This window comes from Streptomyces sp. NPDC048514 (genome assembly GCF_043199955.1).
Lineage (GTDB): Bacteria > Actinomycetota > Actinomycetes > Streptomycetales > Streptomycetaceae > Streptomyces.
Genome location: NZ_JBICWT010000002.1, coordinates 430,200 through 456,219 on the forward strand (window position 1 = coordinate 430,200; position 26,020 = coordinate 456,219).

Sequence of the window (26,020 nt, forward strand, 5' to 3'; positions counted from 1 at the left end):
CCTCGGCCGCCGACGGCCGTGACCTTGTCTGGAGGAGCCCGGCATGCCCGCCGCAGCCCGTACCGGCGACCCCACCAACCACGGCGGTGTGATCGCCACCCCGCCGCCCGGCGCCGCCGCGGCGGTCGCGCGCGTGCTGATCGGCGGCCGGCCCGCCGCCGTCGTGGGCAGCCTGCACACCTGCCCGATACCGCCGCACGCGGCCACCGGACCCGCCAACGTGATCATGCCGAACCCCGCCGCGCTCGCCGCGGGCAAGGTGCTGATCGGCGGGCTGCCGGCGGCGCGGGCACGGGACCAGACCGCGTGCGGCGCGATGATCGTGACGGGCGCCCCGAACGTCCTGATCGGGGGGGTGTGATGAGCGAGCGGTTCATCGGTCGCGGCTGGGGGTTCCCGCTGCGGGTCGGGCCGACCGGGGGGATCGCCCTGGTGGAGCGGGAGCGGGAGATCGAGGAGGCGATCCGGCTGGTGCTGGGCACCGCGCCCGGTGAACGCCCGATGCGGCCCGAGTTCGGCTGCGGCATCCACGACTACGTCTTCGCGCCGGGGGACGGCGCCACCGCGGGCCGGATCGCGCAGCAGGTGCGCGAGGCCCTGGAGCGGTGGGAGCCGCGGATCGCCGTGGACGACGTGGTGGTGGCCTTCGACGCGGTCGACGCCGGCACCCTCTACATCGACGTGCGCTACACGGTGCGGTCCACCAACGACCGGCGCAACCTGGTGTTTCCCTTCTACACGATCCCCTCCGAGGAGGGGGCCGAGGAAGCGGTCGCGGACTGATGGCCCTGCCCTCCCCCAACCTGGACGACCGGCGGTTCCAGCAACTCGTCGACGAGGCGAAACGGTACGTGCAGCAGCGCGCCCCGGAGTGGACCGACCACAACGTCTCCGACCCGGGCGTCACCCTGATCGAGACGTTCGCCTACCTCGTGGACCAGTTGCTGTACCGGCTGAACCGGGTGCCGGACAAGAACTACACCGCTTTCCTCGACCTGTTGGGCATCCGGCTGTTCCCGCCGGCGGCGGCCTGCGCCGAGGTCGACCTGTGGCTGTCGGCGCCACAGCCCGACACCGTGACGCTGCCCGCCGGCACCGAGGTGACCACCGCGGACGGCGAGACGGAGGAGCCCGTGGTGTTCGCCACCATGGAGGAACTGCGGATCGTGCCCAGCGAGTTGATCCGGCTGGTGACCGCGCCCCGTACCGGTGACCAGACCGACCGGACCGGGGACCTCGCCGAGGGCCGCGACGTACCGTGCTTCCAGGCGGCCCCCGAACCGGGTGACGCCCTGCTGTTCGGACTGCCCACGGCGGTGCCGCGCTGTGTGGTCGCGGTGCGCCTGGACAGCCGGGTGGAGGGCGTCGGCGTGGATCCGCGCCAGCCGCCGCTGGTGTGGGAGGCGTGGGACGGCGGCCGCTGGCTGGCCTGCGAGACCGGCGACGACAGCACCGGCGGGCTGAACCGGCCCGGCGAGGTGATCGTGTACGTGCCCGCCGGGCACACGGCGTCCGTGATCGGCGGGATCCGGGCGGGCTGGCTGCGCTGCCGGGTCACCGAGGCGGAGCCGGGCCAGCCGTTCTACGCGGAGTCCCCGACGGTGCGGGAGGCGGCGGTGTTCACGGTCGGCGGCACCGTCGCCGCCGAGCACGCCGAGACCGTCACGGACGTGCCGCTGGGCACCTCCGAGGGGGTGGCCGGGCAGATGTTCCGGCTCGGCCGCCCGCCCGTGCTGCTGGACGGCGAACCGCCTGTCGTGGAGGTCTCGTCGGCCGACGGCTGGCAACGGTGGGAGGTGGTGGAGCACTTCGGCCGCTCGGGCCCCGGCGACCGGCACGTCCGGGTGGACGCGACCGCCGGAGAGTTCCTCTTCGCCCCGGCCCTGCGCGAACCGGACGGAACGCTGCGGCTGTGCGGCGCGGTACCGGAGAAGGGCGCGCAGATCCGGGTGTGCCGTTACCGTACCGGCGGCGGCCCGGCCGGCAATGTGGCCCGCGGCGCGATCTCGGTGCTGCGCAGTTCGGTGCCGTACATCGCGCGCGTCACCAACCGGGAGGCGGCGCGCGGCGGGGTGGAGGGTGAGTCCCTCGCCAACGCGAAGCTGCGGGCGCCGGAGGCGCTGCGGATGCAGGAGCGTGCGGTCACCGCCGAGGACTACGAGATCATCAGCCGCCAGGCGGCGCCCTCGGTGCGGCGGGTGCGCTGCCTGCCCGCGGGGGACGGGGCCGGCACGGTACGGGTGCTGGTGGTGCCGGACGCGGTGGCCGACGACGGCGACCGGCTCCGGTTCGAGCAGCTCATCCCTTCCGACCAGGTGCTCGCCGCGGTCACCGCGAGCCTGGACGAGCGGCGGCTGATCGGCACCCGGCTGGTGGTGGAGCCGCCGGTCTACCAGGGCGTGACCGCGGTGGCCCGGCTCGCGGCGGCGCCCGGCGACGTCGACCGGGTGCGGGAGGTGGCGCTCGCCGCGCTGTTCCGGTACCTCAATCCGCTGTACGGCGGGCCGGACGGCACCGGGTGGCCGTTCGGGCGGCCCGTTCAGTACGGGGAGGTGTTCGGCGTGCTGCAACGGGCCACCGGTGACGCGCTGGTGGAGGACATCCGGCTGTTCGCCGCCGACCCCATCACCGGGCGGCGCGGTGCGCCGGTGGACCGGATCGACGTGGCCCCGGGCGCGCTGGTGTTCTCCTACCAGCACCAGGTCGTCGTGCAGCCCCTCGATCCGGAGGTGCGGGGGTGAGCCGCGCCGCCGTTCCGGGCCTGCCGAGCCGGCACCCGATCGGGGCACAACTGCCCGCGCTGTACGCGGACGACGACTTCGCCCAGCGGTTCACGGCCGGCCTCGACACGGTCCTCGCCCCGGTGTTCTCGACCCTCGACAATCTGCCCGCCTATCTGGACCCGCGGGTGGCGCCGCTCGACTTCGTCGCCTGGCTGGCGTCCTGGGTGGGCGCCGCCGACGATCCCGCGTGGCCCGCGGAACTGCGTCGCGCGGCGGTGGTCCGTGCGGTCGAACTGCATCGCCGGCGTGGCACCCGGCGCGGTCTGGTCGAGCGGTTGCGGCTCACGCTGGGGGTGAACGCCGACGTCGTGGGGGACGGCGGGGCCGTGTGGTCCCGCACCGCCGGCGCCGGCCTGCCGCCGGAGCCGGGCGGCGAGGTGGTGGTCCGGGTGTGGCCGGGCCGCGACCGGGACGTCGACGAGGACAGGGTCAGGGAGATCGTGCGGGACACGTGCCCCGTGCACGTCTCGTGCCGGGTGGAGATCCTGCCCGGACCGCCGGCCGGCGAAGGGAGTTGAGGATGCGCACCTGTCACGTCTGTGGTTCGTCCGTCCGCCCCGATGACGACTTCTGCGGAAACTGCGGTTCCTACCTGGGCTGGTCCGACGGCGACCGCGGTACGTCCGCGCGCACCCCGGCCCCGGAACCGGACCCCCCGTCAGCCGCCGAACCGGGGCCGGCGGCGAACCCCGAACCATCCCCCGGGGCGGCCCCGCAGCCGGAACCGACGGCTCGCCCCGGAGCGGAAGCGCAGGCGAGCCCCGGACCGGAAGCGGCGGCGAACCCCGCACGCGGCACCGCGGCGAACCCCGAGCGGGGACCGGCGGTCCGCCTTGGCCCGGGGCTGCCCGGGGAGCCCGGACGGGGCAGGACGGCAGGCACCGAGCCAGGACCCGGGACAGGCACCGGGCCGGGATCCGGGACAGGCACCGGGCCGGGAATCGTGCGAGGAACCGCGGCCCGCACCGGGCCCAGCACGAACCCGGCCCCGGACCCGGCCCCGGAGCCGGCGCCGGATTCGGAACCGCGGTCGGTACCGGAGTCGGCTGCGACGGCCCCGGCGCCGGGTACGCCACCGCCCCCCGTGGACGCCCCGCCGGCGGGCACCGGGCGCTCGGCCGGGGCACGTTCGGCCGGGACCGCGCCGCGGCCCGAGCCGGTGCTGCCCGTACGGCCCGCGAAGCCGGTCGCTCCGCGCCCCGTCGTACGTCCCGTGGCGGCGGAGCAAGAGGTGTCCGGGCCGCCCTGCCCCGTGTGCGGCACGCCCAATCCGCCGGGCCGCCGGTTCTGCCGCCGCTGCGCCGCCCCGCTGGACGCCGGGCCGGCGCCCGCCGCACTGCCGTGGTGGCGGACCGTGTGGCCGTTCCGCCGCCGGGTGCGGGCGGGTTCCGGGCGCGGGGTACGCCTCGCGGTGATCCTCACCGTGGTCGTGGCCCTGTGCGTGGCCGGGCTCCTGCTGCTGCCCGCGGGCCGGGCCCTGTTCGAGGACACCCGCGACAAACTGGGCGGCACGAAGGCCGTCACGCCGGTGGACGTCAGGGCGAGCGCCGAGTTGCCCTCGCACCCGGCGTCGAACACCACGGACGGCCTCAGCAACCGCTACTGGGCAGCCCCGAAGTCCGGTGCCTCGCTGACGTACACCTTCGGCAGGCCGTTCCGGCTGGTCGACCTCATCGTCACGAACGGCGCGTCGGCGTCGCCGGAGCGGTACGCCGCACAGGCCCGGGCGCTGAGCATGGAGCTGGAGGTCACCGCGGCGGACGGCTCCGTGCACCGCAAGACCGTGACGCTGAGCGACAAGCCGGGGCCGCAGACCGTCCCCACGGGCATCAGCGACGTGGTGACCGTGCGACTGGTACTGCGGTCGGTCACGGGCCTCACCCCGGGCCGTCACGTCGCGGTCGCGGAGGTGGAGTTCTTCCAGCGGAGCTGACGCCGGTGGCACGTACCGGGGGCGACGCCGCCACCGGTGCCGCGGCCGCGATGCCGAAGGGCCGTTTCGGATTCCTCCGAAACGGTCCCTGATCACGCCTCTCGCAAGTCGGGACGACAGGATTCGAACCTGCGCCGCCGTCCTCGACCAGGAGCGCCGCGCATTCGCCGCGGTCCAGGCGAGTCGACGGACGGGCGGCTGCGTGACGTGGTGGAAGCTCGACGGGTGGGAGCGTTCGGCTGTCCCACGGTTCGGTAGTGCCACTGTGCCGAAGTGGCTGTCTTCTTCGCTCGTGTCCAGGGCTACCCGGAGCGGGAGTTCGACACCGTGCCGCCCGATGCCTGAGGGGGTCAGGAAGTGGCAGCCGCCGACAGGTCTGGCTGCTCCGGCCACCCGCGATCCGGCGCCGTCGGCACCGCAAGGACCATGGTGAAGCCGCCGCCCGGGGTGTCCTCGGCGTGGAGCGTGCCGCCGATGGCCTCGGCGAAGCCGCGGGCGACCGCGAGGCCGAGGCCGACACCGACGCCGCGGGGCGCGTCACCGTACCGTTGGAACGGCTCGAAGATACGGTCCTTGGCCTCGTCCGGTACGCCGGGCCCGCGGTCCACAACCCGCAGCTCGACCCGGTCGGCCAGGGCGCTCGCAGACACCAGGACCTTCTCCCCCGGCGGGCTGTACTTGACCGCGTTTTCGACGACGTTGGCTACGGCCCGCTCCAGCAATCCTCGGTCGACGTACACCATCGGCAGGGTCTCGGGGATGTCCAGGTCCACGCACTCCTCCGGATTCGGGACCCCGCCGAGCGCCATGGGCACGACCTCGTCGAGGTCGGTCTCGCGGATGATCGGTGTGACCGTGCCGGTCTGCAGGCGGGACATGTCCAGCAGGTTGCCCACGAGATGGTCGAGGCGATCGGCGCCCTCTTCGATGGCTTGCAGCAGTTCGGCCTGGTCCCGCGCGGACCATTCCACGTCGTCCGAACGCAGCGACGTGACCGCGGCCTTGATGCCGGCGAGCGGGGTGCGCAGGTCGTGGCTGACGGCTGCCAGCAGCGCGGTCCTTGTGCGGTTGCCCTCGGCGAGTTCCTTGGCCCGGTCGGCTTCGCTCTGCAGCCGCTGGCGGTCCAGGACCACGGCTGCCTGCGCGGCGAACGCGGCCAGCACCCGGCGGTCGGCGGCGGGCAGCACCCGGCCCCGGAGGGAGAGAGCCATGTGGTCGCCCACCGGTACGTCGACGTCCGCGTCCTCTGGGACCTTTGCGGGCTGGGGTCCCACGCTGCCTGCGCAGGTCCAGGGGGCCGTCTCCCCGGTCCGCTCCAGCAGGGCCACCGACTCCATGCCGAAGGTCTCCCGGATCCGTACCAGTAGCGCCTCGAGTGTGGTCTCGCCGCGCAGGACGTTCCCCGAGAGGAAGGAGAGGATCTCCGACTCGGCGCGCAGCCGCGCCGCAAGGTGGGTACGCCTGGCAGCCAGGTCCACCACCGATGCCACGGACACGGCCACCCCGACGAAGATCGCGATGGCGACGATGTTCTTCGGGTCGGCGATCGTCAGGGTATGGATGGGTGGGGTGAAGTACCAGTTGAGCAGCAGAGTGCCCACCACCGCCGCCGCCAGCGCCGGGAAGAGTCCGCCCAGCAGGGCCGACGCCACCGTCAGGGTGAGAAACAGCAGCATGTCGTTGGCGAGGCCGACGTCCGGAGTGGCGTTGGTGAGCAGCGACGTCAGAAGGGCGGGACCGAGCACGCCGACCAGCCAGCCCCAGATGACCCGGGAACGTCCCAGGCGCGCTCCGTGCGCCACTGGCAGTCCGCGGCCCTTGCCCGCCTCGTCGTGCGTGATGAGGTGGACGTCCAGGTCGGGCCCGGAATCGACGGCGACCGTCGCACCGACCCCCGGCCCGAAGATGTACTGCCAGCTTCTGCGCCGGGAGACGCCCAGCACGATCTGGGTGGCGTTCACGCCCCGGGCGAAGTCGAGCAGGGCGGCCGATATGTCGTCGCCGACGACCTGGTGGAACGTGCCGCCTAGATCCTCGACCAGCGTGCGCTGGTCGGCCAGTTCCTTCGGGGAGGCGGCGGTGAGGCCGTCGCTGCGGGAGATGTAGACGGCCATCACCCCGCCGCCGGCGCCCTTCTCCGCCAGCCGCGCGGCACGCCGTATCAGGGTGCGCCCCTCGGGGCCGCCGGTCAGGCCGACGACGATACGCTCGCGCGAACCCCAGATGGTCGAGACGTGATGCTCGCTGCGGTACTCGGTGAGATACGCGTCGGCGCGGTCGGCCACCCACAGCAGCGCCAGTTCGCGCAGGGCGGTGAGGTTGCCCGGCCGGAAGTAGTTGGAGAGGGCCGCGTCGACCTTGTCCGGCTTGTAGATGTTTCCGTGCGCCATACGACGGCGCAGCGCCTCCGGTGACATGTCGACCAGCTCGATCTGGTCGGCACGCCGGGCCACCTCGTCCGGGACGGTCTCCCGCTGCCGCACCCCCGTGATCGACTCCACCACATCACCCAGCGACTCCAGGTGCTGGATGTTGACGGTCGAGACCACGTCGATCCCGGCGGCCAGCAGCTCCTCCACATCCTGCCAGCGCTTGGCGTTGCGGGAGCCGGGCACGTTCGTATGGGCGAGCTCGTCGACCAGCGCGACGGCCGGAGAACGCCGCAGTACTGCGTCCACGTCCATCTCGGTGAAGCCGCCGCCCCGGTACTCGATCTCCTTGCGCGGGATCTGTTCCAGGCCGTGCAACATCACCTCGGTGCGCGGCCGATGATGGTGTTCCACGAAGGCGACCGCGCAGTCGGTGCCCCGCTCGATACGGCGGTGCGCCTCCGACAGCATGGCATAGGTCTTGCCGACGCCGGGTGCCGCGCCGAGATAGATCCGAAGCTTGCCGCGTGCCATGTCATCCTTCGAAGCGGTAGCCCATGCCGGGCTCGGTGATCAGATAGCGGGGGTGGGAAGGGTCCGTCTCCAGTTTGCGGCGGAGCTGGGCCATGTAGACGCGCAGGTAGTTGGTCTTGTTGCTCTGCGAGACGCCCCAAACCTCCTGGAGCAGTTGTCTCTGGGTGATCAGGCGACCCGGGTTGGTCGCCAGGATCTCCAGCAGGTGCCACTCGGTCGGGGTGAGTCGTACGTCCCGCCCCTCCCGTACGGCCTTCTTGGCGAGCAGGTCGATGGTGAACTCGTCCGTCTCGACGAACGTCGTCTCGGGGACGAGCGGGGTGTACCCGGTACGGCGGACCGCCGCGCGCAGCCGGGCGAGCAGCTCGTCCATGCCGAACGGCTTGGTGATGTAGTCGTCGGCGCCGGCGTCGAGCGCGGCCACCTTCTCATCGGAGGACTGGCGGGCCGAGAGGACCAGGATCGGCATCCGGGACCAGCCGCGCAGTGCCTTGACGATGTCGACGCCGTCCATGTCGGGCAGGCCGAGGTCCAGCAGTACGACGTCGGGCTGAAACGCGGCGGCGAGCCGCAGAGCCGTGGCACCGTCGGGGGCGGCGTCCACGCCGTAGTGACGTGCCTGCAGGTTGATGACGAGGGCCCGTACGAGCTGCGGGTCGTCCTCCACCACGAGCACCCGGGTCATGGGTGTGTGCCTTCCTCTCGTACGTCGGGCCGGGAAGCGCCTGACGCGAGGCAACCGATTTCATGACTGCGGGAGTTGACGGCCCCAGGATGCCGCCCGGCCGCCAACTCCCGCGCATGCCGCGTAATCCCGTCAGTGCTTCGCCGCAAGGTCCTTGAGCGCGAGGTCGAGCTCCAGGACGTTCACGCGGGGATCACCCATGAAGCCGAGGGTGCGGCCCTCGGTGTGGTCCTTGACCAGCGTCTCCACCGTGGAGACGGACAGGCCGTTCTTCGCGGCGATCCGGTGGACCTGGAGTTCCGCGTAGTCCGGGGAGATGTTCGGGTCCAGGCCCGAGCCCGAGGAGGTCACCGCGTCGGCGGGCACCTGGGAGGGCTTGATCGTGTACCCGGGCACCGAGTTGTCCTTCACGACGGCGGCCTTGGCATCCTCGACCTGCCTGATCAGCACCTTGCTGTCCGCGGAAAGGTTGGTGGCACCCGACAGGATCAGCTTGTACTGCGTGTTGACGCTGTTGGCACCGAGCCCGTTCGCCGGGCGGCCCTGGAACCACTTCAGGTCCGCGTCCGGCGTCTCCTGGCCCTTCTTCAGTGGCAGGTTGTACGACTGCCCGATCAGTGACGAGCCGACGACCTTGCCGTCTGCCCTGATCTCGGAGCCGTTCGCCTTGTTGTGGAACAGGGCCTGGGCGATGCCGGTGACGACCAGCGGGTAGATGACCCCGGTCACCAGGGTCAGCACGAGGAGGGCCCTGAGGCCCGCCCCGAGCAACCGGGCGGTGTTCGTTACGGAGTTGTTCATGGCGATCAACCGATTCCGGGGATGAGGGAGATGAGCAGGTCGATGATCTTGATGCCGATGAACGGCGCGATCAGGCCGCCGATGCCGTAGATCCCGAGGTTGCGCCGCAGCATCTTGTCCGCGCTCATCGGCCGATAGTGCACGCCCTTCAGCGACAGCGGCACCAAGGCGATGATGATCAGCGCGTTGAAGATGACCGCGGACAGGATCGCGGAGTTCGGCGAGGACAGGTGCATGATGTTCAGCTTGTCCAGGCCCGGGTAGACCGCCGCGAACAGCGCCGGGATGATCGCGAAGTACTTCGCGACGTCGTTGGCGATGGAGAACGTGGTCAGCGCACCGCGTGTGATCAGCAGCTGCTTGCCGATCTCGACGATCTCGATCAGCTTGGTCGGGTTGGAGTCGAGGTCGACCATGTTGCCGGCCTCCTTGGCGGCCGACGTACCGGTGTTCATCGCCACGCCCACGTCGGCCTGCGCGAGCGCGGGCGCGTCGTTGGTGCCGTCACCGGTCATCGCGACCATCTTGCCGCCCGCCTGCTCCCGCTTGATGAGGGCCATCTTGTCCTCGGGAGTGGCCTCCGCCAGGAAGTCGTCGACGCCCGCCTCCTCGGCGATCGCCTTCGCGGTCAGCGGGTTGTCACCCGTGATCATGACCGTATTGATGCCCATGCGACGCAGCTCCTCGAACCGCTCCCGCATACCGTCCTTGACGACATCCTTCAGGTGGATGACACCCAGGACGCGGGCGCCCTCGGCGTCCTCGACCGCGACGAGCAGCGGGGTGCCGCCGGCCTCGGAGATACGGTCGGTCAGCGCCTGGGCGTCCGCAGCGACTTCGCCGCCCTGCGCCTCGACCCAGGTGACCACCGAGGCGGTGGCACCCTTGCGGATCCTGCGCCCGTCGACGTCCACACCCGACATCCGGGTCTGGGCGGTGAACTCGATCCACGCCGCGTGCGCCAGCTCGCCCTGGTGACGCTCGCGCAGCCCGTACTTCTCCATGGCCAGGACGACGATGGACCGCCCCTCGGGCGTCTCGTCGGCCAGCGACGACAGTTGGGCGGCGTCCGCGACCTCGGCGTCGGTGGTGCCGCGCACCGGCAGGAACTCGGCGGCCTGACGGTTGCCGAGGGTGATGGTGCCGGTCTTGTCGAGCAGCAGCGTGGAGACGTCACCGGCGGCTTCCACCGCCCGCCCCGACATCGCCAGCACGTTGCGCTGGACCAGCCGGTCCATGCCCGCGATGCCGATCGCGGAGAGGAGGGCGCCGATGGTCGTCGGGATCAGGCAGACCAGCAGGGCGACCAGCACCACCATCGTCAGGTGGGTGCCCGCGTAGGTGGCGAACGGCGGCAGCGTGGCGCAGGCCAGCAGGAAGACGATGGTCAGCGACGCCAGCAGGATGTTGAGTGCGATCTCGTTGGGCGTCTTCTGCCGGGCCGCGCCCTCGACCAGGTTGATCATCCGGTCGATGAAGGTCTCGCCCGGCTTCGTCGTGATCTTGATGACGATCCGGTCGGACAGCACCTTCGTACCGCCCGTGACCGCGGACCGGTCACCGCCGGACTCACGGATCACCGGCGCGGACTCACCCGTGATCGCCGACTCGTCGACCGAGGCGACACCCTCGACGACGTCACCGTCACCGGGGATGACGTCACCGGCCTCGCAGACCACCAGGTCACCGATGGTCAGCGCGGTGCCGGGAACCTGCTCCTCGGAGCCGTCCTTCAGCAGCCGACGGGCCACTGTGTCCGTCTTGGCCTTGCGCAGGGTCTCCGCCTGCGCCTTGCCACGGCCCTCGGCGACCGCCTCCGCCAGGTTGGCGAAGATGACCGTCAGCCACAGCCAGGCGCTGATCGCCCAACCGAACCAGTCGCCCGGGTCCTTGACGGAGAACACCGTGGTGAGCACGGAGCCGATCCACACCACGAACATCACGGGGGACTTGATCATCACCCGCGGGTCGAGCTTGCGGAACGCGTCCGGCAGCGACTTGATCAGTGCCTTGGGGTCGAAGAAGCCGGCTCCGACACGGACCTCGGTGGGCTTGTGGCCGGTGGGGACGTCGCTGTGCGGCGCCCGGGTGGGTGTGACAGTGGACATGGAGTCCTCTGGGTTCTCTGTGCGGGTGGTCATCACGCCAGCCCTTCCGCGAGCGGGCCCAGCGCGAGGGCCGGGAAGTACGTGAGACCGGTGATGATCAGGATCGCGCCCACCAGCAGGCCGGTGAACAGCGGCTTCTCGGTGCGCAGGGTGCCCGCGGTGACCGGCACCGGCTTCTGCTCTGCCAGAGAGCCCGCCAGGGCCAGGACGAACACCATCGGCAGGAAGCGGCCGAGCAGCATGGCGAGTCCGGTCATGGTGTTGAACCAGTCGGTGTTCGCGTTCAGGCCGGCGAAGGCCGAGCCGTTGTTGTTGGCCGCCGAGGTGAAGGCGTACAGCACCTCGGAGAACCCGTGCGCGCCCGAGTTGAGCATCGAGTGCGGCGGGGTCGGCAGCGCCATCGAGGCCGCAGTGAGGACCAGCACCAGCGCCGGAGTGATCAGGATGTAGCAGGCGGCGAGCTTCATCTCCCGTCCGCCGGTCTTCTTGCCCAGGTACTCGGGGGTGCGGCCGACCATCAGACCGGCGATGAACACCGCGATCACGGCCATGATCAGGATGCCGTACAGGCCGGAGCCGGTGCCGCCGGGCGTGATCTCGCCCAGCATCATGCTGAGCAGGGTGATGCCGCCGCCGAGGCCGGTGAAGGAGGAGTGGAAGGAGTCCACCGCACCGGTCGACGTCAGGGTCGTGGACACGGCGAAGATCGAGGAGCCGCCGATGCCGAAGCGGACCTCCTTGCCCTCCATCGCGCCACCCGCCGCCTGCAGCGCCGGGCCGTGGTGGGCGAACTCGGTCCACATCATCAGCGCGGTGAAGCCGAGCCAGATGGTGAACATCGTGGCGAGGATCGCGTAGCCCTGCTTCACGCTGCCGACCAGCACGCCGAAGGTGCGGGTCAGCGAGAACGGGATCACCAGGATCAGGAAGATCTCGAAGAGGTTGGTGAACGGCGTCGGGTTCTCGAAGGGGTGGGTGCTGTTGGCGTTGAAGTAGCCGCCGCCGTTGGTGCCGATCTCTTTGATGGCCTCCTGGGAGGCGACCGCGCCGCCGTTCCACTGCTGCGAGCCGCCCATGAACTGGCCGACCTCGTGGATGCCGGAGAAGTTCTGGATGGCGCCGCAGGCGACCAGGATCACCGCGGCGACGGCCGCCATCGGCACCAGGATCCGCAGGGTGCCGCGCACCAGGTCGGCCCAGAAGTTGCCCAGTTCACCGGTGCGCGAGCGGGCGAAGCCGCGCACGAGGGCGACGGCGACGGCCATGCCGACGGCGGCGGAGACGAAGTTCTGCACGGCCAGACCGGCGGTCTGCACGACGTGACCCATGGTCTGCTCGCCGTAGTACGACTGCCAGTTGGTGTTGGTGACGAAGGACACGGCCGTGTTGAACGACTGCGCCGGGTTGACCGAGGAGAAGTGCAGCGAGCCGGGCAGGACGCCCTGGAGCCGCTGCAGCAGGTAGAGGAAGAGGACGCTCACAGCCGAGAAGGCGAGGATGCCGCGCAGGTACGCGGGCCAGGTCATCTCGGCGTCGGGGTTGGCACCGATCGCCTTGTAGATCCACTTCTCCACCCGGAGGTGCTTGGGCGAGGAGTAGGCCCGGGCCATGTAGTTGCCGACGGGAACGTGGACGAGCGCCAGCGCGCCTATGAGGGCCAGCAGTTGGAGCACGCCTGCGAGTACGGGACCCATCTGTTCTCAGAACCTCTCCGGGAAGATCAGGGCGAGGACGAGATAGCCCAGCAGGGCGACGGCCACGACCAGGCCGACGATGTTCTCGGCGGTCACAGCTTCGTCACCCCCTTGGCGACGAGGGCCACCAGCGCGAAACCCGCGAGGACGGTGACGACGAAGGCCAGATCGGCCATCGTGAACTCCTGAAGAGGTTCGGGGGTAGAACAAGGACGGTTAGAGGAAACCGCGTGGCTGGCCGGATCCGGTCGCTCGTTGACGACCCTCTTACGGCCGCCTGCGCGGCTTTGACGAGACTCTTACGGCCACGCCCCATACCAGCCGGTGACAAGAGACGCCGGATCAGAGCAGCCGGAATCGCAGTCGGCAGATCACCGCGTCCGTCTCCCGTCGCACGGCGTGCGCGACGACCGCGCCCCGCTGGTTCTGCGGGAGGCGCTGCCACAGCCGCTCCGGCTCGGTCTCCGGGATCAGCACGGTGACCCGCGTGACAGGCTCGGCGGCGGCCACCTCGCGGATGCCGTCCGGCCGGTTTCATCACCCGCGCACCGGTCCCGATGTGTCCAGTGCGGCCCCCGTCCGGTCCGCCGGGGCGGCGACCAGCCGGGCTTGCAGCGTGGGTACGGCACTTGGGCCGGGAGCGAGCATAAAGCGACCCGGTCCCAACCCTGATGCCCGCCTGTTCACCGGGCCCCGGGGTGGCCGCACCAGCACCGCCGTCCTTCGTGATGCCACCCACTGGGGCGATGCCGTCACCGAACTCGGCTTCGAGCATCTACGCCGCCATGACCTACGCACCCCGGTCTCACCTGGTTCGCGGACGCCGGCGTACCGGTGCACGTGCTGCGCAAGATCGCCGGCCACGGATCGCCGGTCACCACACAGCGGTACCTGCACCCGGGTATGGACCAGATCACCAAAGCAGGCACAGCACCCTCGGCGCATCTCAGCGCGCTCCGGGCGCCCCGTACGTTGGCCCTGCAGCCAGCAGCGACGGCTGAGAGCGAGCCCAGGTCCCCAAATGGTCCCCAAGAATGATCAGGAGGCCGTGTCGGATCACTCCGACACGGCCTCCGACCTGCGTCTTCACAAGTCGGGACGACAGGATTTGAACCTGCGACCCCTTGACCCCCAGTCAAGTGCGCTACCAAGCTGCGCCACGTCCCGATGCGCTCACTCACGGTGACCCGTGCGATCGCGCGGACAGAACTTTACCCCACGTCGACGGGTGCGCCGAAAAGGGCGGGTGCGGGGCGCGGCCGGCTGGGAGCCGAGGCCGGGTGGGAGACGGCGGGAGACAATCGGCCGTATGACGAAGGCAAGCGCATTCGACGGCCGGGACCGGGACGCAGGCGGCCAGGGCGCGGACGCATGGGACCGGAACGCGGACGGGCGGGACGCGGACACATGGGACCGAGACGCGGACGGGCGGGACGCGGACGCATGGGACCGAGACGCGGACCGGCGGGACCGGGACGCGGACGGGCGGGCGCGCAGTGCGCGGCCGCGGGACGGGCTGGGACGGCCGCTGCCCTACGGCACGCAGGGCGTCCCGCGGCAGCCCGAGGGCGTCGTACGGGCGCCGCGGGAGACGGTCACCGAGGCGCAGGCGCTGCTGGACTCGGGGAGACCGTTCCACGCGCACGAGGTGTTCGAGGACGCCTGGAAGTCGGGCCCTCAGGAGGAGCGCGCGCTGTGGCGGGGGCTGGCCCAGCTGGCGGTGGGACTCACCCACGCGGCCCGCGGGAACGCGGTCGGCGGGGCGCGCCTGCTGCGGCGGGGCGGTGGCGCGGTCGAGGAGTGGGCGGCGCAGCGGGGCGAGGACCGGCCGTACGGGATGGATCTGCCCGGCCTGGCCCGGTGGGCGCGGGAGCTGGCCGGGCGGGTGGACCACGGGCCGGGTCCGGTGGACGCGCGCACCGAGGCGCCCCGGCTCGGCCCGGGTGAGCCGGGATGAAAGTGGTCGCCGGGTCCGGCTGGCCGAGTCCGGACGACAGCGCCCGCCGAGCCGCATGACCGTCCCCGCCGAGCCGGACATCGTGTCGGCCGGGAGGGGTGCGGCGGCGGTGGACGGCCCGGAGGCCGTGGACGGCCCGGAAGCCGTGGACAGCCCGGAGCCGTGGACGGGCCGGAGGCGGTATGCGGCAGACTCGGGGCGTGCGAAAGATTCATGTCATCGGTATCGGCGCGGGCGACCCCGACCAGCTGACCCTGCAGGCGGTCAAGGCGCTGCGGAGCACGGACGTGTTCTTCCTGCTCGACAAGGGCGAGGTGAAGGGCGATCTGACCCGGTTGCGCCGGGACATGCTGGACGCGCATCTGGCGGCGGGGTCCTACCGGGTGGTGACGGCCGGGGACCCGGAACGGGACCGCGAGGCGGGCGGCGCGGCGTACTCGCCGGCCGTCCACGACTGGCGCAGCGCCCGCGCCGCGATCTACGAGCGGCTGATCGTCGAGGAGCTGGCCGAGGACGGCACCGGGGCCTTCCTGGTGTGGGGGGACCCGGCGCTGTACGACAGCACGCTGGGGATCCTCCAGGAGGTGCTGGAGCGTAGCGCGGTGGCGTTCGAGTACGACGTCGTGCCCGGCATCACCAGCGTCTCCACGCTGGTGGCCAGGCATCGCACGGGACTGAACCGGGTGGCGCGCCCGGTGCAGATCACCACCGGGCGGCGGCTGGCCGAGGGCTTCCCGGCGGGGGTGGACGACGTGGTCGTGATGCTGGACGCCCAGCAGGCCTTCCGGCAGTACACCGACCAGGACATGGACATCTACTGGGGGGCCTACCTCGGCACCCCGGACGAGATCCTCGCCTCCGGGCCGATCGCCGAGGCCGGACCGCGCATCGAGCGGCTGCGGGCCGAGGCACGCGAGCGCAAGGGCTGGATCATGGACACGTATCTGCTGCGCAGGAACACCGGCGAGGACTGAGCCCCGCCGCGCGCGGCACCGGGGCGGGACCCCGGTGGCGCGCGGGGCCCGGGGCGGCTGCGGGGGCTATCGGATCAGCAGTTGCACGCCGCCCACGATCGTCGCCGCGATCACGAGTCGTTCGAAGAGCCGCTGGTCGATCCTGTCCACGGCCCACCTGCCGAACAGCGCGCCGGGCAGGACGAACACCACGAGGGCGGCGTCCAGCAGCAGCGAGCGGCCGTCGATCAGGCCGAGTCCCGCGCTGAACGGCACCTTCGAGACGTTGACGATCAGGAAGAAGAACGCCGAGGTACCGAGGAAGCCGAGCTTGCGGAAGCCGGCGGACAGCAGGTACATCGACATCACGGGGCCGCCCGCGTTGGCGACCATCGTGGTGAAGCCGCCGAGCACGCCGTACGACCGCGCCTTCATCCGGCCCGCTCGGGTGGTGACCGAGTCCGGCGCGTCCGCCTGCGCGTCCTCGCGTCGCCGGCGCCACAGGGTGACGCCGGCCATCAGCAGCAGGATCGCCCCGATCGAGGTCCGTACGATCCCGTCGTCGGCCCACACCAGGAACAGCGTGCCGGCCACCACGCCCGCCGCGACGGCGGGAAACAGCCGCCACAGCGTGGGCCAGTGGGCGTGCCGCCGGTAGGTGAGGACGGCGAGCACGTCGCCGGCGATCAGGACGGGCAGCAGGACGCCGGTGGAGGCGCGGGCGGGCAGGACCGCCGCGAAGACGGCGAGGCTGATCGTGTTGGCGCCGCTCACGGCGGTCTTGGAGAAGCCGACGAGCAGGGCGGCGCAGGCGAGCGCGGCGAACTGGAGGCCGGAGATGTGCCACAGGGTCATCGTGTTCATGCGGGATCCGATGCTATGCGCACGTACCCGGCCCGCGTAAGCACCGTCTCGCCGGCCCGGCCCCTATCGGGCCGTGTACCGGGCCCGCGTAGGACCGTCTCGCCCGGTCCCTGACGGGCCGTAACCGGGCCCGTGTGAGGACCGTGTCGCCGGCCGGTCCCTAGCGGGCCGTGTACCGGGCCCGCAGTTCCCGCTTGAGCACCTTCATGCTCGGCCCGAGCGGCAGCGCCTCCGCGAACTCCACGCGCCTCGGGTACTTGTGCCTGCCCAGATGCTGCTTGGACCACTCGGTGAGGTCGGTGGCGTCGAGGGCGGTGCCCGGCGCCGGCACGACGACGGCGCACACCTCCTCGCCGTGCAGTTCGTCGGGCAGGCCGATGACGGCGGCCTGGGCGATGCCGGGGTGGCGCACCAGCACCTCCTCGACCTCCCTCGGGTACACGTTGTAGCCGCCGCGGATGATGACGTCCTTCTTGCGGTCGACGATCCGCAGGAAGCCGTCCTCGTCCTTGGTGCCGAGGTCGCCGGTGCGGAACCAGCCGTCCACCAGTGCCTCGGCGGTGGCCTCGGGACGGCCGAGGTAGCCGGAGAAGACGTTGTGGCCGCGGATGACGACCTCGCCCAGCTCGCCGGCCGGCAGGAGTTCGATGCGGCCCTCGACCTCGGCGCGGGCGATCTCCGCGTCGACGCCCCACAGCGGGTGACCGATGGTGCCGGGCCTGGTACCGAAGGCCGCCTGGTTGACGGTGGCCGTCGGCGAGGTCTCCGAGAGCCCGTACCCCTCGTAGATCTTCGCCCCGAACGCGGCCTCGAACCGCTCCAGTACGGCGACCGGGAGCGAGGCGCCGCCCGAGATGCACACTCGCAGCCGCGGCAGCGCGGTGGCGTCCGCGGCCGCCGCCGCGAGGGCGACGAACATGGTCGGCACGCCGTGGAAGGTGTTCACGCCCTCGGCGGCCATCAGCTCGATGGCGCGGGCGGCGTCGAACCGGGGCAGCAGGACGAGCGTGGCCCCCGCCCGCCAGGTGGAGTTCAGGGAGACGGTCTGGCCGAAGGCGTGGAAGAGGGGCAGCGCGCCGAGGGCGATGTCGTCGGCCCGGATGTCGTTGGCGTCGAAGGCGTTGACGGTCGCGTTCATCACCAGGTTGAAGTGGCTGAGCACCGCGCCCTTGGGGACACCGGTGGTACCGCTGGTGTAGAAGATCACCGCGGGGTCGTCGGCGGACCGGGTGAGGTAGGACGGGAGCGGCTCGGCGGCGGCGGCGAGCTTCTCGAACTCCTCGCCCAGGGTCACCGCGCGGACCCCGGTGGCGGCGGCCGCGGTGCGGCCGGTCTCCGCCTGGGCCGGGTGGACGAGCAGCAGCGTGGCGGCGCTGTCCCGCAGGACGTGCTCGACCTCGCCCGCCGACAGCAGCAGGTGCACGGGGACGACGACGGCTCCGGCCGCGGCGATCGCGTAGTAGGCGACCGGGAATTCGGCGGTGTTGGGGGCCATCAGCGCGACCCGGTCGCCCGGGCGCACGCCGAGGCCGGCGAGCGCGCCCGCCTGCTCCAGCGCCTTGTCCCACACCTCCGCGAAGGTGAGGCGCAGATCGCCTTCCACGAGAGCCGTCCTGTCGGGGCGGCGCCGGGCGTTCTCGGCGAGGATGGCGGCGACGGAGAGGGTTGCCATGGAGTGATGCTCCGTTTCCTTGCTGCGGCTCGTGTCTCGAATCCCCTCGCGGGGAGCCCCCGTCGGCGGATCGCTAGGGCCTTTCGACCAGCACCGCGCTGCCCTGGCCGACGCCCACGCACATCGTCGCCAGCCCGCGTGCCGCGCTCGTGCGCCGCATCCGGTGCAGCAGGGTGGTCAGGATGCGGGCGCCGGAGCAGCCGAGCGGGTGACCGAGGGCGATGGCGCCTCCGCTGGGGTTCACCAGGTCGGGGTCGATGCCCAGCTGGTCGACGCACGCGAGGGCCTGTGCGGCGAACGCCTCGTTGAACTCGGCCTCCTGGAGGTCCTCGATCCGCCAGCCGGCCCGGGCGAGCGCCTTGCGGGTGGCGGGGACCGGGCCGATGCCCATCACGTCGGGGTGGACCCCGGCGGAGGCCCCGGCGACATAGCGCCCCAGGGACTCGAGACCCAGCTCCTCCAGGGACTCCTCGCTGACCAGCAGCAGGCCTGCCGCCCCGTCGTTCATCGGCGAGGCGTTGCCCGCGGTGACCGTGCCGCCCGCGCGGAAGACCGGCTTCAGGCGAGACAGCTTCTCCAGCGAGGTGTCCTCGCGGACGCACTCGTCCCGGTCGACCACGATGCCGTCCGGCCGCTCGACGGGCAGGAGTTCGTCGTCGAAGTGGCCGTCCTTGCGGGCGGCCGCGGCCAGCCGGTGGCTGCGCAGGGCGAACTCGTCCTGGCGTTCGCGGGAGACGCCGTGCCGGGCGGCGACCTCCTCGGCGGTCTCCCCCATGGACAGCAGGCCGTGCAGATCCTTCATGGCGGGGTTGACCAACCGCCAGCCGAGCCGGGTGTCGTGGGTCTCGATCCGGTGCGGCAGGGCCTCGTCGGGGCGGGGCAGCACGAAGGGGGCGCGGCTCATCGACTCCGAGCCGCCCGCGATCACGACGTCGGCCTCGCCCGCGGCGATCGTCCGGGCGGCGGTGGTGACCGCTTCCAGGCCGGAGGCGCACAGCCGGTTGACGGTGGCGCCGGGCACGGTCTCGGGGAGACCCGCGAGCAGGGCGGCCATCCGGGCGACGTTGCGGTTGTCCTCACCCGCCTGGTTGGCCGCGCCCCAGTAGACGTCGTCGATCCGGGCGGGGTCGAGCGCGGGCACGCCGGCCACCAGCCGGCGGATCACGGTCGCCGCCAGGTCGTCGGGCCGGACGGCGGACAGGGCTCCGCGCAGCTTGCCGATGGGGGTGCGGCGGGCGGCCGCGAAGTGGACGGGACGCACGGCTGGGACTCCTGACCTACGACGCTGTGGATCAGCCGGGGCCACGGTGTGCCGCGGCCCCTCGTTAATTAGCACTGCTAGTTTTGGACTATAGACCTCCGACCGGCTCACTGGGAAGATCCTCACCGACCTTCACCGAGGCAGCCGGAGGAGACATGCCCCACGTCCGCGAGCACATCATCGAGGGCACCCGCGGCGCGGTCGCCGTACACGAGTGGCCGCACCCGTCCCCCCGCCACCTGGCTCTCCTCGTGCACGGGTACGGCGAGCACGCGGGCCGGTACCGGCAGCTCGCCGGTGTGCTCGCCGGGCACGGGGCGGCCGTCTGGGCCCCCGACCACATGGGCCACGGCAGGTCGGCCGGGGAGCGGGTGCTGATCGAGGACTTCGAGGACGTGGTCACCGACGTGCACGCGGCGGCGGACCTGGCCCGGGCCGCACACCCCGGCCTGCCGCTCGTGCTCGTGGGCCACTCCATGGGCGGTCTGATCGCGGCCCGCTACGCCCAGCGGTACGGCGCGGAGCTGAGCGCGCTGATCCTGTCCGGGCCGGTGATCGGCGCCTGGGAGCTGCCGGGACGGCTGCTGGCGCTGGACGAGATCCCGGACACCCCGATCAGCCCGTCCGCGCTGTCCCGGGACCCGGCCGTGGGCGCCGCCTACGCCGCCGACCCGCTGGTCTGGCACGGCCCGATGAAGCGGCCGACGCTCCAGGCGTTCGTGCGGACCCTGGAGGCCGTCGACCGGGGCGGGGACGTGGGCCGGCTGCCGCTGCTGTGGCTGCACGGGGACGACGACCGGCTGGTGCCGCTGCCCGGCAGCCGGGTCGGGGTGGAGCGGCTCGGCGGGGACCGGCTGACCGAGCGGATCTTCCCCGGGGCCCGGCACGAGGTGTTCCACGAGACGGACCGGGACCGGGTCCACGCCGAGGTGATCCGCTTCCTGGACGCGTCACTGCCCCGCTGATCAGGCCTGTTTGCGCCGGTGGACGCGGGGCACCCGCCCTCACGGACACAACCGCATTCCATTTGCGAAAGGGGACATCCCCACCATGCCCGTGATCAAGAGCACGCTGCCCGCGGAGGCGCTGGGTGTCACCGGGACCGCCCTGCAGGAGACGCTGATCGACCTGCTGGGACTGTCACTGGTGGGCAAGCAGGCGCACTGGAACATCGTGGGCCCGCGGTTCCGGTCGATCCACCTCCAGCTGGACGAGGTCGTCGACACGGCGCGTGCCCACTCCGACACGGTCGCCGAACGCGCCGCCGCGCTCGGCGTGTCGCCGGACGGACGCCCGGAGACCGTCGCCGCCGCCTTCTCCCTCCCCGGCGTCAAGGACGGCTGGCTGCGCGACACGGAGGTCGTGGAGCTGATGGTGTCGGCGCTGGAGACGGCCGTCGGCCGGCTGCGCGAGCGGATCGGCGCGACGGAGAAGGCCGACCCGGTCACCCAGGACCTGCTCATCTCCATCACGGCCGACCTGGAGAAGCAGCGCTGGATGTTCGAGGCCGAGAACCACCCGCGCGACGCCGGTTAGCACACCCACCCCCGCACGGAAAGGGCAACCCATGGCCGACGCCCTCGAACTCGACACGCTGTGGGAGGACTTCCACCGCGTGGTGAACATGACCTCCGCCGAACTGGCGGCCTGGCTCAGGGTGCGGGACGCCGACGACGAGGCGGAGCCGCTGCCCGACGAGGCCGGCACGCCGACCGGCCGGCATGTCCTCGCGATCCTCCAGAAGCGCCGGACGGACCTCACCGACGCCGACATCCGGGTGATGTACCGGGTCGTCGACACCGTCGACGATCTCGTGGACGTGGAGAACGAGCCCGAGCCCGAGATCACGCCGGAGGACACCCGCCGCCGGCACCGGCTGATGACCCTCGGCCACGACCCGCTCAAGCCGTAGACCATGAACCGCGACGAACGGGTCGTGCGGGAGCTGGTGTCCGAGTACGGGCGGACGTACGCCGACGAGGCGGGCATCCGCCTGAAGGACACCCCCCAGCCGCTGTACCGGCTGCTGGTGCTGTCCCTGCTGCTCAGCGCCCGCATCCGGGCCTCCGTCGCGGTGGCCGCCGCCCGGGCCCTGCACGAGGACCACCTGGACAGTGCGCGCCGCATGGCCGGGGCCGACTGGCAGCAGCGGGTGGACGCGCTCGGCCGGGGCGGTTACCGCCGCTACGACGAGCGCACGGCCACCCAGCTCGGCGACGGCGCCGAGCTGCTGCTGGAGCGCTGGCACGGGGACCTGCGGCGGCTGCACGAGGAGGCCGGCGGTGACACCGGCGAACTCAAGCGGCTGCTCCAGGAGGAACCCGGCATGGGGCCGGCCGGCGCCGACATCTTCCTGCGCGAGGCGCAGAGCGTGTGGCCGGAGGTCGCGCCCTATCTGGACGGCAAGGCACTGTCCGGGGCCGGGCGGCTGGGCCTGCCGAAGGACCCGGACAAGCTGGCCGGCCTCGCCGGGGACACCGAACCGGCCGTCCTGGCCGCCGCGTTGGTGCGGGCCGCACTCGACGAGGAGGTGGCCGAAGACTGTCTCCGCCGCGCCGGGTGATCGTGCAAGACTGCTGCTCGCACGACCCACGACGACCATGGGGACCGGCCGAGCGGAGGAGCAGCGCGTGACGGGGACCGAGTCGGCCGCACCGTACATCGACACCACCCGGCCGCATCCGGCCAGGGTGTACGACTGGTTCCTGGGCGGCAAGGACAACTACCCCGTCGACGAGGAACTCGGCCGCCGGATCACGGCGATCGACCGGGGCGCCCTGCGGGCCGCCCGCGCCAACCGGGCGTTCATGCAACGGGCCACCCGTGCACTGGCCGAGGACGGTGTGCGTCAGTTCCTGGACATCGGCACCGGCATCCCGACCGAGCCCAATCTCCACCAGATCGCCCAGTCGGTGGCGCCCGAGGCGCGCGTGGTCTACGTCGACAACGACCCGATCGTGCTGGCCCACGCGAGCGCGCTGCTGCGCGGCTCCCCCGCGGGCGTGACGGAGTACGTGCAGGCCGACGCCCGCGATCCGCACGCCATCCTGGACCGGGCCGCGGGCATCCTGGACCTCGACCGCCCGGTGGCCCTCTCCCTCATCGCCCTGCTGCACTTCGTCGCCGACGATGACGGCGCCCACGACCTGGTGTCGACCCTGGCCGGCGCACTGGCACCGGGCAGCTGCCTGGTGCTGTCCACGATGACGGCCGACTTCGAGCCGGAGAACGTGCGGAGGGGCATCGCCGCCTACGCCGCGGGCGGAGTGACCCTGGTGGCCCGCACGCACACCGAAGTGGGCGCGTTCTTCGAGGGCCTCCGGCTTCTGGAGCCCGGCATCGTCCCGGTCGCCGACTGGCGCCGGGAGGAGGCACCGGACGGCGACGGCCCGATCTCCCTGTACGGCGGAGTCGCCCGCAAGCCCTGACCCGGGGCCCGCCGGTACTTGCGGCCCGCCGGGCCACAGGACTCGCGGCCCGGCGCCGCACAGCCCCAAAGCCCACAGCCCCACACAGCCCGGACACTCCCCGCGGGCCGCCCGCCCTACAGGCCGAGCACCCGGGCGATGGTCCTCGGCACCCCGTCGTCGTTGTTGGACGGGGCCAGGTGGCGGGCCCTGCGGACGACCTCAGGGTGGGCGCCCTCCATGGCGAAGGACCACTCGGCGGCGTCGAGCATCTCCAGGTCGTTCAGGTAGTCACCGAACACCATGGTCTGCGCGGGCGTGATGCCGAGCGCGCGCTGCAGACCGCGCAGTGCGGCGCCCTTGTTCGCGGTGCGGTTCATGACGTCGACCCAGTGCTCGCCGGAGACGACGACCTGGTGTCCGGCGGCGAACTCCGCGAGGGCCGGGGCGACGGAGTGCTCGGCGGATCCGAAGGCGAACACCGCGACCTTGATCATTTCGTCCTCGACGGCGGTGACGTCCGGCACGATCCGGTGCTCGACGTAGTACTTGCGCACCTCGGCCAGAAACGGCTCGTCGGTGCGCTCGACGTACGCCGCCCGCTTGCCGCACACGACGGCGCCGGCGTCCACCCCGCCCGCGACCAGCCGCCGTACCGTCCGGGCGATCGAGGCCGCGACGGACCCCTCCAAGGGGTCGGCGCTCAGCTCCACCCCGTCGCGGACCACGTAGGTGCCGTTCTCCGCGATGAACACCATGCCCTCGGCGACCTCCGCGAACTGCCGGGCCAGTGTCGCGTACTGGCGGCCGCTCGCCGGGCTGAACAGCACCCCGCGCCGGCGCAGCTCGGCGAGCACCGGCCACAGCCCGTCGGGGATCCGCTTGGCGTCGTCGAGCAGTGTGCCGTCCATGTCGGTGACGACGAGCCGGATGCCGGCGGGCCCGGCGGGCGGGCCGGGGACGTCCGTGAGGGGGGTGGGCGTGGCGGGCATGTCCTGCTTCCGGTCGGGGAGGGATACCGGACCAGTGTTCCCCATGGCCCGGAACGTCCCGAAGGCACCCCGAACCGCCTACGGTGCACGTTTCCCGGACAGCGCGATCGACGGGCGGCACAATGACGGCGGAGCACCGCGCGTGAGAAGGGCGGCGACGTGATCGAAGCGCGGCCTGCGACGGCCGGACCGGCGGAGCAGAACACCTCCGTGGCGCACGGCGCCCGGGTGCGGAGCCACCGGACCGGCGGCAAGGACGACCATGAGTCGCGCCGGCGGGCCGGCGAGCGCGTCGCGGGCATGTTCCCGGTGATCCGGGCGGTGGCCCGCGCGGACCGGGAGTTCCCGGCGCGGGCGGTCGCCCTCCCGGCCGGTGAGCGCGGGATCAGGCGGTTCCCGGACTTCGGGAACGCCAGCGCCACCCCGCCGATCACCGCCCGCGGCCGGGAGGAGAGCGCCGCCTTCCTCGACGGTCTCGACCCGCTGGAGCCCGGCCTGGTGCCGTCCTCGCGGTGGCTCGCGGAGTCGGCCGCCGCGGTGCCGCGGTTCGGCGCGGTGGCCGTGAAACCCTGACCGCGCCGCCGAGCCGCCGAGGAGGACGTATGACGACTTTGACCGACCCCGTGCCGGGCGGGCGGCCCGGCGATCTGCGCCGGGTCCCCGCGCTCACCGCCGGCCTGAGGGCGAGGGACGTGCGCGGCATCGTGCTCGGCTACGTCGACACCGCCGGCGTCGGCCGGGTGAAGACGATCCCGACGGCACGGCTGGAGGCCGCCGTGGCGTGGGGGGTCGGCATGTCCCCGGTGTTCGACACCTTCCTGGCCGGCGACTCCATCGTCACCACCGACGTCCTCGGCTCCCCGGACGGCGACCTCAGGCTCTATCCGGACCTCGACCAGCTGGTGGCGCTGGCCGGGCAGCCCGGCTGGGCGTGGGCCCCGGTGGACCGGATCACCCAGGAGGGCGACCGGCACCCCGGCTGCGCCCGGACGTTCCTGCGCCGGATCGTCACCGGCGCCGCCGAGCGGCACGGCCTGGTCTTCAAGGCGGCCGTGGAGATCGAGTGGGCGGTCGGGCTGGGCTCGGCGCCCGCCGGGGAGTTCCTGCCGGCGGTGTCCGGTCCGGCGTACGGCGCGATCCGGCAGGTCGAGCTGAGCGACTACACCGCCGACCTGCTGGCCGCGTTCGCCGCGCAGGGCGTGGACGTCGACCAGTTGCATCCCGAGTACGCGGCCGGGCAGTTCGAGGTCTCGGTGGGTGCGCTGGACCCGGTGGCGGCGGCCGACCGCAGCGTCCTGGTGCGCCAGACGGTCCGGGCGGTGGCCCAGCGGCACGGCCTCCGGGTGTCGTTCGCGCCCGCGATGTCCGCCGAGGGCGTCGGCAACGGCGGACATCTGCACCTGTCCTGCTGGCGCGACGGGCGGAACCTGCACGCGGGCGGCGAGCTGCGGTACGGCATGACGAGCGAGGCCGAGTCGTTCGCGGCCGGGGTGCTCGCCCACCTCCCGGCGCTGACGGCGGTCACCGCCCCCAGCCCGGCCAGCTATCTCCGGCTCAGGCCCTCCCGGTGGGCCGGGGCGTTCACCGCGTGGGGCCGCGAGACCCGGGAGGCGGCGCTGCGGGTGATCACGGGCACGGCGGGCCGCCGCGAGCAGGACGCCAACCTGGAGGTCAAGCCGGTGGATCTGGCCGCCAACCCCTACCTGGCCCTCGGCTGTGTGATCTCCGCGGGTCTCGACGGCCTGATCACGGACCGCTCTCTCCCGGAGGAGATCACCGGCGACCCCGCCCGGTACGGCATGGACGAGGCGGCGGCCCTCGGCGTGCGGCGGCTGCCGGAGTCGTTGCCGCAGGCGGTGGCGGAGTTCCGCGCGGACCGGGTGCTGCGTGACGCGCTCGGGCCGGTCCTCGCGGACGCCGTGATCGCCGTGCGGCTCGGCGAGGCGGCGACCGTGGCCGGTCTCGACGACGACCGGGTGGCGGCGGCCTACCGCTGGACGTACTGAC

General features: G+C 72.3%; 24 protein-coding genes, 1 tRNA gene and 2 pseudogenes. 15 read left to right on the forward strand and 12 right to left on the reverse strand.

Annotation, left to right across the window (positions count from 1 at the left end):
* Positions 1-43: 43 nt before the first annotated feature.
* The 5 genes from ACGFT2_RS04745 (at position 44) to ACGFT2_RS04765 (ending at position 4,716) form a co-directional block, all read left to right on the forward strand.
* The gene (locus ACGFT2_RS04745; protein ID WP_393273469.1) at positions 44-361 is read left to right on the forward strand and encodes a PAAR domain-containing protein; all 318 of its coding nucleotides are present in this window, start codon (positions 44-46) and stop codon (positions 359-361) included.
* Positions 361-783, forward strand: coding sequence for a GPW/gp25 family protein (locus tag ACGFT2_RS04750; RefSeq protein ID WP_393273471.1), 423 nt, complete (start codon positions 361-363; stop codon positions 781-783). The genes ACGFT2_RS04745 and ACGFT2_RS04750 overlap by 1 nt, the downstream gene beginning before the upstream one ends.
* Entirely contained in the window at positions 783-2,741 is a 1,959-nt protein-coding gene (locus ACGFT2_RS04755) for a putative baseplate assembly protein (RefSeq protein ID WP_393273473.1), read from the forward strand. The genes ACGFT2_RS04750 and ACGFT2_RS04755 overlap by 1 nt, the downstream gene beginning before the upstream one ends.
* Positions 2,738-3,301 (forward strand): phage tail protein, encoded by a 564-nt coding sequence (locus tag ACGFT2_RS04760; protein ID WP_393273475.1) that lies wholly within the window; start codon positions 2,738-2,740, stop codon positions 3,299-3,301. Before ACGFT2_RS04755 ends, ACGFT2_RS04760 begins: the two co-directional genes overlap by 4 nt.
* A gap of 713 nt (positions 3,302-4,014) precedes the next feature.
* The gene (locus ACGFT2_RS04765) at positions 4,015-4,716 is read left to right on the forward strand and encodes a zinc ribbon domain-containing protein (RefSeq protein ID WP_393273477.1); all 702 of its coding nucleotides are present in this window, start codon (positions 4,015-4,017) and stop codon (positions 4,714-4,716) included.
* Between the two features lie 350 nt (positions 4,717-5,066).
* On the opposite strand, the gene ACGFT2_RS04770 is transcribed toward ACGFT2_RS04765, so the two are convergent.
* The 7 genes and pseudogenes from ACGFT2_RS04770 to ACGFT2_RS04800 form a co-directional block, all read right to left on the reverse strand.
* Positions 5,067-7,619 carry an ATP-binding protein gene (locus ACGFT2_RS04770; RefSeq protein WP_393273479.1) on the reverse strand — a complete coding sequence of 851 codons (2,553 nt, stop codon included), beginning with the start codon at positions 7,617-7,619 and terminating at the stop codon, positions 5,067-5,069.
* Between the two features lies 1 nt (position 7,620).
* Positions 7,621-8,304 carry a response regulator gene (locus ACGFT2_RS04775; protein WP_393273481.1) on the reverse strand — a complete coding sequence of 228 codons (684 nt, stop codon included), beginning with the start codon at positions 8,302-8,304 and terminating at the stop codon, positions 7,621-7,623.
* Between the two features lie 132 nt (positions 8,305-8,436).
* A complete protein-coding gene (locus tag ACGFT2_RS04780; RefSeq protein WP_393273482.1) occupies positions 8,437-9,105 on the reverse strand; it encodes a potassium-transporting ATPase subunit C in 669 nt (222 codons plus the stop codon).
* Positions 9,106-9,110: 5 nt separating this feature from the next.
* Positions 9,111-11,213 carry a potassium-transporting ATPase subunit KdpB gene (gene kdpB, locus ACGFT2_RS04785; RefSeq protein WP_393273484.1) on the reverse strand — a complete coding sequence of 701 codons (2,103 nt, stop codon included), beginning with the start codon at positions 11,211-11,213 and terminating at the stop codon, positions 9,111-9,113.
* A gap of 32 nt (positions 11,214-11,245) precedes the next feature.
* Positions 11,246-12,907, reverse strand: coding sequence for a potassium-transporting ATPase subunit KdpA (gene kdpA, locus ACGFT2_RS04790; protein ID WP_393273486.1), 1,662 nt, complete (start codon positions 12,905-12,907; stop codon positions 11,246-11,248).
* Between the two features lie 6 nt (positions 12,908-12,913).
* Positions 12,914-13,003: a K(+)-transporting ATPase subunit F gene (kdpF, locus tag ACGFT2_RS04795; protein WP_016434100.1), complete on the reverse strand. Its 90-nt coding sequence runs from the start codon at positions 13,001-13,003 to the stop codon at positions 12,914-12,916.
* A 246-nt stretch (positions 13,004-13,249) separates the two neighbouring features.
* Positions 13,250-13,426, reverse strand: a pseudogene (locus ACGFT2_RS04800) (amino acid permease); the annotation flags it as partial.
* 139 nt (positions 13,427-13,565) lie between these two features.
* Between ACGFT2_RS04800 and ACGFT2_RS04805 the strand changes: the two are divergent.
* Positions 13,566-13,945: pseudogene (locus ACGFT2_RS04805) on the forward strand (tyrosine-type recombinase/integrase); the annotation flags it as partial.
* A 55-nt stretch (positions 13,946-14,000) separates the two neighbouring features.
* On the opposite strand, the gene ACGFT2_RS04810 reads toward ACGFT2_RS04805, so the two are convergent.
* Positions 14,001-14,074 (reverse strand) — tRNA-Pro (locus ACGFT2_RS04810).
* 142 nt (positions 14,075-14,216) lie between these two features.
* On the opposite strand from ACGFT2_RS04810, the gene ACGFT2_RS04815 reads away from it, so the two are divergent.
* Both ACGFT2_RS04815 and cobF read left to right on the forward strand, forming a co-directional pair.
* Entirely contained in the window at positions 14,217-14,864 is a 648-nt protein-coding gene (locus tag ACGFT2_RS04815) for a DUF309 domain-containing protein (protein ID WP_393273488.1), read from the forward strand.
* Between the two features lie 200 nt (positions 14,865-15,064).
* A complete protein-coding gene (gene cobF, locus ACGFT2_RS04820) occupies positions 15,065-15,838 on the forward strand; it encodes a precorrin-6A synthase (deacetylating) (protein WP_393273489.1) in 774 nt (257 codons plus the stop codon).
* A 66-nt stretch (positions 15,839-15,904) separates the two neighbouring features.
* Here the strand turns inward: cobF and ACGFT2_RS04825 are convergent, their stop codons facing one another.
* From ACGFT2_RS04825 to ACGFT2_RS04835, 3 genes are all read right to left on the reverse strand, one after another.
* A complete protein-coding gene (locus ACGFT2_RS04825) occupies positions 15,905-16,681 on the reverse strand; it encodes a sulfite exporter TauE/SafE family protein (protein ID WP_393273491.1) in 777 nt (258 codons plus the stop codon).
* 160 nt (positions 16,682-16,841) lie between these two features.
* A complete protein-coding gene (locus ACGFT2_RS04830; protein WP_393273493.1) occupies positions 16,842-18,353 on the reverse strand; it encodes a long-chain fatty acid--CoA ligase in 1,512 nt (503 codons plus the stop codon).
* 73 nt (positions 18,354-18,426) lie between these two features.
* Positions 18,427-19,614, reverse strand: a complete 1,188-nt coding sequence (locus tag ACGFT2_RS04835; RefSeq protein ID WP_393273494.1) for a thiolase family protein — start codon at positions 19,612-19,614, stop codon at positions 18,427-18,429.
* Between the two features lie 155 nt (positions 19,615-19,769).
* Between ACGFT2_RS04835 and ACGFT2_RS04840 the strand changes: the two genes are divergently transcribed.
* The 5 genes from ACGFT2_RS04840 to ACGFT2_RS04860 all read left to right on the forward strand — a co-directional run bounded on the left by ACGFT2_RS04840 (position 19,770) and on the right by ACGFT2_RS04860 (position 23,042).
* Complete coding sequence (locus tag ACGFT2_RS04840; protein ID WP_393273495.1) at positions 19,770-20,579, forward strand: alpha/beta hydrolase; 810 nt, start codon at positions 19,770-19,772, stop codon at positions 20,577-20,579.
* A gap of 85 nt (positions 20,580-20,664) precedes the next feature.
* A complete protein-coding gene (locus ACGFT2_RS04845) occupies positions 20,665-21,150 on the forward strand; it encodes a DNA starvation/stationary phase protection protein (RefSeq protein WP_393273497.1) in 486 nt (161 codons plus the stop codon).
* A 31-nt stretch (positions 21,151-21,181) separates the two neighbouring features.
* A complete protein-coding gene (locus ACGFT2_RS04850; protein ID WP_393273499.1) occupies positions 21,182-21,526 on the forward strand; it encodes a DUF3140 domain-containing protein in 345 nt (114 codons plus the stop codon).
* 3 nt (positions 21,527-21,529) lie between these two features.
* The gene (locus tag ACGFT2_RS04855) at positions 21,530-22,177 is read left to right on the forward strand and encodes an endonuclease (protein ID WP_393273501.1); all 648 of its coding nucleotides are present in this window, start codon (positions 21,530-21,532) and stop codon (positions 22,175-22,177) included.
* Between the two features lie 67 nt (positions 22,178-22,244).
* Entirely contained in the window at positions 22,245-23,042 is a 798-nt protein-coding gene (locus tag ACGFT2_RS04860; RefSeq protein WP_393273502.1) for an SAM-dependent methyltransferase, read from the forward strand.
* Positions 23,043-23,158: 116 nt separating this feature from the next.
* Here ACGFT2_RS04860 and ACGFT2_RS04865 read toward each other — a convergent pair whose 3' ends face one another.
* Positions 23,159-24,013, reverse strand: coding sequence for a Cof-type HAD-IIB family hydrolase (locus ACGFT2_RS04865; protein ID WP_393273889.1), 855 nt, complete (start codon positions 24,011-24,013; stop codon positions 23,159-23,161).
* A 159-nt stretch (positions 24,014-24,172) separates the two neighbouring features.
* Here ACGFT2_RS04865 and ACGFT2_RS04870 point away from each other — a divergent pair, with 159 nt between their 5' ends.
* Positions 24,173-24,586: an SAM-dependent methyltransferase gene (locus tag ACGFT2_RS04870; RefSeq protein ID WP_393273504.1), complete on the forward strand. Its 414-nt coding sequence runs from the start codon at positions 24,173-24,175 to the stop codon at positions 24,584-24,586.
* A gap of 29 nt (positions 24,587-24,615) precedes the next feature.
* Positions 24,616-26,019, forward strand: coding sequence for a glutamine synthetase (locus ACGFT2_RS04875; protein ID WP_393273505.1), 1,404 nt, complete (start codon positions 24,616-24,618; stop codon positions 26,017-26,019).
* The last annotated feature ends 1 nt before the right edge of the window (position 26,020 follow it).